The organism is bacterium (assembly GCA_024228115.1).
Lineage (GTDB): Bacteria > Myxococcota_A > UBA9160 > UBA9160 > UBA6930.
In genome coordinates this window covers 1-7,258 of record JAAETT010000255.1, presented here as the reverse complement: position 1 = coordinate 7,258, position 7,258 = coordinate 1, and the positions used below count along the sequence as shown (strand labels likewise).

The following is a 7,258-nucleotide window of genomic DNA, read 5'->3' as shown; positions in this document are numbered from 1 at the left end:
TCCCGGGGGCAACGCACTGAGCTACCAGGGGTGGAGGCGCACCGGAAGCTCCGTGAAGCCCTTCACGAAATTGGATCGGACGCGAACCGGCTCCCCGACTACTTCGATCAGGCGATAGCGTGCCAGCGCTTCCTCCCAGAGGATACGGAGCTGCATCTCCGCCAGGCGACTGCCCATGCAGAAATGAGCACCCCATCCGAAGGAGAGATGCTGCCGTGCATTCTTGCGATCGATGAGGAACTCATCTGGCCGGTCGATGACGCTCTCGTCCCGGTTGCCCGAGACGTACCACATGACGATCTTGTCGCCCTTCTTGATCTGTTTGCCGCCGAGTTCCGTGTCTCGCGTCGCGGTTCGCCGCATGTGAGCCAGGGGCGTCTGCCAGCGAATCATCTCACTCACCATGTTGGGAATGAGACTCGGGTCGTCCCGCAGCTTCTGGTACTCGTCCGGGTTCTCGTTCAATGCGAGGACGCCGCCCGTGATCGAGTTTCGCGTGGTGTCATTGCCGCCCACGATCAACAGCACCAGCGTTCCGAGGTACTCCATCGGCTCCATGTCCCGGGTCGCGGCGCCATTGGCCAACGCGGTGACCAGGTCGAGAGGCTCGCCCTGGGGTTTGCCTTCGCGTTTCTTCCACAGCCCCGTGAACACGTCGAGACATTCCAGCAACGCGGTCTTGCGCTCTTCTTCCGTGATTCCGCCGGCGCCCACCATCTCGGAACTCGCGGTGGCCATGTCCGACCAGAACGTGAGCTTGCGTCGATCCTCCCAGGGAAAATCGAAGAGGGTTGCGAGCATGCCGGTCGTCAGCTCGATCGAGACCCGATCGACCCAATCGAACGTCTCGCCGACCGGTAGCCCGTCGAGGATTCCGTTGACCCGCTCGCGGATCAACGGCTCGAGCAGCTTCAGATTGCGCGGGGCGGCGACAGGTTGGGCGACCTTGCGGTGGGCGGTGTGCTTGTCCCCGTCCATCGCGATGAAGCCGGGCTCCAACGGGAAATCCGGCTCGGGATCGCCCACCGTGATGCTGTGGGCCGACGAATAAGTCTCCGGGTCCTTCGAAATCATGGCGATGTCATCGAAGCGGGTGATCGACCAGTAGGCGCCGAAGAGGCTCTCGGCGCAGTAGTGGACGGGATCTTCCTTGCGCAGGCGCTCGAAGTATCCCCATATCGTGTCGGTTTCGAAGAGCTCCGCATCCGAGACGTCGATCTCGTCGAGCGGGATCGAGTAGGGATCGACACCGGCCTGATTCAGGGAAGGCGGATTGGTTTCTGCGGACTGGCTCATTGGGGTCTCCCGGATCCGTGGGCGATGCACTCCGCCTCGGGCCCCACAGGATATCGCGGATCAGGCGCTCTGAACGCTGGGATTCACCCGTCGCCTGACCCACCGGTAGGTCGGCTGGGCGGAGGGGGCCGGATCTCCTCGCGCAGGGGCGCCGTTGAACCGATGCTCCATGGCTCGTGACCTACGGGCCAATCGAGATGGGCCCTCCGGCCACCCAAGGAGAATCATCATGGTCATTCGTCGCTTCGCCTGGCTCCTGCTCTGCCTGTGCCTCCTGCTTCCTGCCGCCAGCGACGCGGGGCAGCGGGTGCAGCTCGTCCTGGATGGATCGGGCAGCATGTGGGGCCGCATCGGGAGCGAGACGAAGATCGATATCGCCAGGACGGCCATCGCGGAGATGCTCGACGGCTGGGATTCCCAGGTCGATCTGGGGCTAACGGTGTATGGCCATCGACGGAAGGGCGATTGCGCTGACATCGAGACCCTGATCCCGGCTGGGAAGGTGGATCCGGGTGCTTTCCTCCAGGCCATTCAGGCTGTCTCGCCGAAGGGCAAGACCCCGCTCAGCGAGGCCGTGCGTCGAGCCGCGACTGATCTTCGGCACCACGAGGAGAAGTCCGCGGTCGTACTGGTTTCCGATGGTCTCGAGACCTGCGATGCGGACCCCTGCGCGGTCGCGGCCGAACTCGAAGCTTCGGGCGTGGACTTCACGGTGCACGTCGTGGGCTTCGACCTGAAGGAAGGCGAAGACGCCAAGCTGCGTTGCATTGCCGAGAACACCGGTGGAAATTTCTGGCTCGCCGGGGATGCCGCAGGCCTGACCGACGCCTTTACCGAGGTGGTTCAGGCCGTGGCGAAGCCGAAGCCTGAACCCGTGGTCGTCGTCGAGGAGGTCGTTGCGATTCCGGTCGAAGAGCCGGCCCCGGCACCGGATTTCAAGGGCGTGAAGCTGGTTCCCACCATGAGCGAGAACGGCGAGATCATCGAGGCGGGCGTCGAGTGGCGCATCCTTTCGCCGGAGGAGGATTTCGAAGGAAAGCGCGAGCAGCATGGTTACACCTACAACGTGGGCTCCCAGATCTTCACGCTGGCGCCGGGCTCCTACCTGGTTCACGTGAAGTACGGCGACGTCGCGCGCCAGGAGGAGATCGTCGTCGAGACCGGAGACGGTGAGACGTTTCCGATCAACCTCCGAGCCGGTCGGTTGAAGGTCAACGGTGTCTTGAAGAAGGGCGGCGAGAAGCTCTCGGGCGTCGAGTGGTCCTTCCTGGAAACAGAAGAAGATTTCGAAGGCAACCGAGGGCGGGTTGCGTACGCGTACAATGCCGCGCCAGACAAGATCTTCGTACTTCCGGCGGGCGAGCACGAGCTGGTTGCCAGTTTCGGGAACGCTCGCACGAGCACGCCCGTCACGATCGAAGCCGGTGAGCGCAAGGTGTTGACCGTCTCGATGCAGGCAGCCCAGATGCGCCTCTTCGCCGTACTGGCCGAGGGCGCAACGCCGCAGAATGGCATCGAGTGGTCCATCATGGGGCTCGAACAGGATTTCGAAGGCAACGTCGAGCGCGTCGCCTATTCGTACAATTCGGCCGCCGGTCACATCGTCACGATTCCCGAAGGCAGCTACGACCTCGTGGCGAAGTTCGGCAGCATCGTACGCACGGAGCGGATCACGGTCGCGGCGGGTGAGAAGAAGCGGCATACCCTCGACCTCGACGGCGGCCAGGTGAAGCTCGATCTCAAGCCGAGCGAGACCCATGCGGCACTATCGGGTGTGGAATGGTCGATCTTCACGGATGCCGGAGAACGGATCGGCTACCAGTACAACGCCGCGCCCGGGGCCGGCTTCACGCTGCCGGCGGGCAGCTACCGCGTTGTGGCCAAGGGCAACGGATTCGTCGGTGAGGTCAGTCTCGAGGTGGGTTCTGGCCAGCAGCAGAAGGTCGTGGTGATCGGCGCTCCGCAGGGCTGAGCTTTCGGATCGCGTTGATCCAATCTGGCTCAGCTCGCCAGGGGCGCTGCCCGTTTCTGTCTGAATCGAACGGCCATCGCGGTGAGACGAAGGATCATCGTCAAAGCGAGTAGTGCGGTCCATCCTGAATAGAACGCGCTGCCCGGAGCGCGTCCGGCGTAACTCACGAAGAACGCGATCCAGAAGAAGTGGGTTCCGACGAGGTGCAACGCCTTCCACGCTCGCCGGCCAAGCATGGCAGCCGTCCGATCGAAGGAGGTCGCCATCATGAAGACGAGCATGAGGATGGAGACGAGGTTCTGGAGACCACCGCCTTCCTGGTCTTCGAAGAATCGCTCCGAATCGAGGAACGCCAACGAGGCGACGGCCAGGTAGTGATAGGTGTGGGAGACGCCGAAGGACATCCCGAGAAAGCGCCGATTGCGAAGGAGCCAGGCGCTCGTCGGCCCACGCCAGAGCGTCACCAGGGAGGATGCTGCGAAGGCGGCGCAGAAGAGGATGGCCGAGGTCCGCGCTGTTGCCCGGATCACGACGCGCGCGCCCTCGGCCTCGAGGCCTTTCTGCGCCAGCAATCCGATCACCATCAACGTGAGGGCCATGCCCGCGAGGCCGACGAGCGACCAGCCCTGGAACAGGCTGGATGAAAAGCTACGCATGATGTGACTCCGTATTGGAACGGGAGAGCACCGCTGAATCAGGGAGAGCCTGGCAGAGCTTTCGGGGCTCCTTCGTCGCCTCCAGGGGGTGTGGCCGCATCGGGCTCGATGCGGACACGGCCCCATGGCGTGCCGTAGTGGATGCGTCCCGCATCGTCGATTTCTGTTCCGGAGAAGAGCGGGTTGTAGCGCTGTCCTCCAATGACCGTATGAAACGCACTCCGGCCATCTTGCCATTCGAGCGCCTCGAGGGTCCAGCGATCATCGCGGGCCCCGATCAGATAGACCCGATCGCTCGGATAGCTCACGACCGGCACACAGCTCGGTGAACTCACCTCGTGGTTGACCCAGGCGTCGCGCAGGGAGCGGCTCGCCGGGTCCCATTCGAACTTCTGCACTCCGTAGGGCTGATGGCCGGGTTCGCTGCCGAGGAAGCTGATCAGCAGGGTCCGCGCCTGTGAAGGCAGGTACCACGGCACGTTCCGCGGCACGTTGTTGACCACGAGTGCGCCGTAGCCAGCGACGACCACCGATTGCTCGGATTGGATCTCGCCCAACTTCGGATCGTCCATATCGGCTGGCAGCATGCCGGCGATGCGCCGATCTGGCGCGCCGGTCTGGTTCTCCCAGTTCGCCGGGATCGCGTCGCGCCAGAACAACACGACGTTCATCAGGGGTTCGCCGTCCGTGATGACCACGAAGCGATCCTCGTCACCGAAGCCCATCAGGCTCGGCGTGGCGCCGGTTCCGTGGCCCCAACCGTTGAGGTATCGGGCCGTCCATGCGCCATCGGCCGGATCGGTCGAGAGCCGATCCCCCGTCCAGACGACCTTGTGCAGATGCTCCTGGGAGGCGATGTAGAGCCCGCCGGCCTCGTCGATGGCCACTCCGTTCCGCACCCAGCCGTAGCCTGTCGGACGGGTCGCCTTCTCTTCAGCGCCATCGGCATGGCGAAGGCGGACGACGTGGTGTTGCTCGAAGTCTCGTGAGAGCGCGACGACATGACCATGCTCGGTAGGAAGGATCAGCCAGCCATCGAAGGTCATGTTCATTCCGACGGTCAGGCCCGTGGCCGCTTCCGGAAGCCGGAAACTTCGCTTCTCGATGATGGCCGACGACGGATCGGTCGGGTCCGCATCTGCGTAGGCCGTCACCAGACCGTTCTTGTCGGCGATGTAGTAGGTGTTGTCGATATCGAGGAGTGTGTAGACGCTCGACAGGTCGCGCAGTTTCGAGATCTCCTGGAAGGCTCGCCAGATCGATGCGATCCCCTCGTTCGATTCGTCGAAGCGGGCGATCGATGCGTCGGCTTCGGCTTCCGTCCAGCGCCGCGCGCCGGGAACCCAACGTGTTGCCAGTACCTCGAAGGTGTCGAAGTCGACCTTCACGATGCGATCGAGTCCGTTGCTCCAGATCACGCGACGGCCGTCCGCGTAGGGGCTCGATGTATAGGCGCCGAATTGGGCAGGGCCGGTAGGCGCATAGCGGATTTCATGTTCGGCGAGGGCTGGGCCCGGATCTTCGGGCCCCCGCACCGGCAGGGCATCCTGTTGCCCGGAGTCTCCGTGGCCCAACGGGTAGACGGAATCTGCAAGAAACGGATTCTTCGGCGGCCTGTTCGCGGCTTGGAACGGGGTGGCAAAGAGAAGCGAGGCCGCACTGAGCACCAGAACGATGAACCCGCGGATCGTGGCAACGGAGGTTCGCGTCATGATTCAGTTCGTCCGGAATTCCTGTGCCGCCATCATGCCACCGTAGACCATCAGCGGGTTCTCGTGGGGCTCGTCCTAATCCGGATCCGAGAAGCAGGGATCGCGCTTCTGGAGCCTCGCCACCACGGCCTCGATCTGGTTCTTTCCGCCCATCAGCCGGGCGGATGCCTCGAACTCGTTGGCGAGACCCTCGGCGAGCGGAACCAGCCCGGAGGAATTGAGCAGCCGTTTGGCCTCGCGAATTGCGTCTGGGCTACGACAGGCAAGGGTCTGCGCCAGGGTGAACGCGGCCTGGAGAGGGTCGTCCGCGAGCTCGGTACCGAGGTGGAGTGCGACAGCTCGCTCGCCGGAAATCGGTTCGCCGCTGAAGATCAGCTTCTTTGCGACATCGAGAGGGACGAGACGGCGCAGCGCCTGGGTTCCCGAGAGATCCGGAACGAGGCCCCAGGTGATTTCGACGAAGGCGATTCGGGCGTCGGGGGCGACGATGCGGATGTCGGCGCCGAGAGCGATGTGGAAGCCTCCGCCGTAGGCGGCACCCTGGACCGCTGCGATCACCGGTACCGGCAGCTCCTGCCACCGCCATGCGAGCTGCTGCGCACGGTTCGCGCCGCTGGAGCTGAGGTCGCGGGCTGTTTCCTGAATGGCGTCGCTCTGGGCGTCGAGCTCGCCGCTCGCCATGTCGCTGAAGCTCGAGAAGTCGAGGCCGGAGCAGAAGGAATCTCCAGCGCCGGAGAGCACGACGGCGCGCACCGAGGGCGTTCTTCTTCTCCGGCCGGTTCATGCGGACGTGGGCGACACCTTCGTCGATCTCGAGCTGGACACGATCGCCCACGAAGCCTCTCCTCGGGATTGGGTTGCCATGCGAAGAAGCAATCCTACAACAGAAAACCGTTGATCTTCTTCAGTCCCAGTATCCCGATCTTCATGCGAACGTCTGCTCCTGAAGACGTCCTGCCTCGCCCGGCTCAGGGGCCCGTGAACATCTTTCCCGTCGGCTCCTTCTCCAGGAAGCTCTCCTTCGGGTTGTAGTCGCTGGCGCCGGCCTCGGACCAGCGGGCGAGTTCGGCGCGCCCCACGACGAACCAGTGGACCTCGTCCGGGCCATCCGCCAGACGCAACGTCCGTTGACTCGCGTACATTTCCGCGAGCGGCGTCCACTGGGAGACACCGGTGGCACCGTGCACCTGGATCGCCTTGTCGATGATCTCGCAGACGCGCACGGGCACCATCGCCTTGATGGCACTCACCCAGACGCGGGCCTCGGAGTTGCCGAGCACGTCCATGGCCTTCGCGGCCTTCAGGACCATCATGCGCATGGCTTCGATCTCGATCCGTGCCTTCGCGATGTCCTCGGTGTTCTTGCCGAGGGTCGCAATGGGCTTTCCGAACGCGTTCCGGGAGAGGCCGCGTTTCGCCATCATCTCGACTGCGCGCTCGGCTGCACCGATCGAGCGCATGCAGTGGTGGATGCGGCCGGGGCCTAGTCCCTTGTCACACCAAAAGCTGGGGGTAGAGTCGTCGCAGTTTCACGCGGGCTTGTTGGGTCGTGAATTGCCAGTCGACGCCCTTCGTCGTTCGGTTGCGATCGTCTTGCCAGGCTTGGACTTGGCGCGTGAGAT

Annotated in this window: 5 protein-coding genes and 1 pseudogene; 1 reads left to right on the top strand and 5 read right to left on the bottom strand. The window is 63.8% G+C overall.

What is annotated here, in order from left to right; translation table 11 throughout:
* Window positions 1–21 precede the first annotated feature (21 nt).
* Window positions 22–1,296 (bottom strand): cytochrome P450, encoded by a 1,275-nt coding sequence (locus GY937_12215; GenBank protein ID MCP5057473.1) that lies wholly within the window; start codon window positions 1,294–1,296, stop codon window positions 22–24.
* A 229-nt stretch (window positions 1,297–1,525) separates the two neighbouring features.
* On the opposite strand from GY937_12215, the gene GY937_12210 reads away from it, so the two are divergent.
* Window positions 1,526–3,268, top strand: a complete 1,743-nt coding sequence (locus GY937_12210; protein MCP5057472.1) for a VWA domain-containing protein — start codon at window positions 1,526–1,528, stop codon at window positions 3,266–3,268.
* A 29-nt stretch (window positions 3,269–3,297) separates the two neighbouring features.
* Here the strand turns inward: GY937_12210 and GY937_12205 are convergent, their stop codons facing one another.
* From GY937_12205 to GY937_12190, 4 genes and pseudogenes are all read right to left on the bottom strand, one after another.
* The gene (locus GY937_12205) at window positions 3,298–3,924 is read right to left on the bottom strand and encodes a hypothetical protein (protein MCP5057471.1); all 627 of its coding nucleotides are present in this window, start codon (window positions 3,922–3,924) and stop codon (window positions 3,298–3,300) included.
* 38 nt (window positions 3,925–3,962) lie between these two features.
* Window positions 3,963–5,636, bottom strand: a complete 1,674-nt coding sequence (locus GY937_12200; GenBank protein MCP5057470.1) for a hypothetical protein — start codon at window positions 5,634–5,636, stop codon at window positions 3,963–3,965.
* A gap of 75 nt (window positions 5,637–5,711) precedes the next feature.
* Window positions 5,712–6,389, bottom strand: a complete 678-nt coding sequence (locus GY937_12195) for an enoyl-CoA hydratase (protein MCP5057469.1) — start codon at window positions 6,387–6,389, stop codon at window positions 5,712–5,714.
* Between the two features lie 215 nt (window positions 6,390–6,604).
* Window positions 6,605–7,123: pseudogene (locus tag GY937_12190) on the bottom strand (acyl-CoA dehydrogenase).
* Window positions 7,124–7,258 lie beyond the last annotated feature (135 nt).

Bases quoted from the DNA above. Each gene is read 5' to 3' on its own strand.
- GY937_12205 (MCP5057471.1), bottom strand. From the start codon at position 3,924: ATGCGTAGCTTTTCATCCAGCCTGTTCCAGGGCTGGTCGCTCGTCGGC.
- GY937_12210 (MCP5057472.1), top strand. From the start codon at position 1,526: ATGGTCATTCGTCGCTTCGCCTGGCTCCTGCTCTGCCTGTGCCTCCTG.
- GY937_12200 (MCP5057470.1), bottom strand. From the start codon at position 5,636: ATGACGCGAACCTCCGTTGCCACGATCCGCGGGTTCATCGTTCTGGTG.
- GY937_12215 (MCP5057473.1), bottom strand. From the start codon at position 1,296: ATGAGCCAGTCCGCAGAAACCAATCCGCCTTCCCTGAATCAGGCCGGT.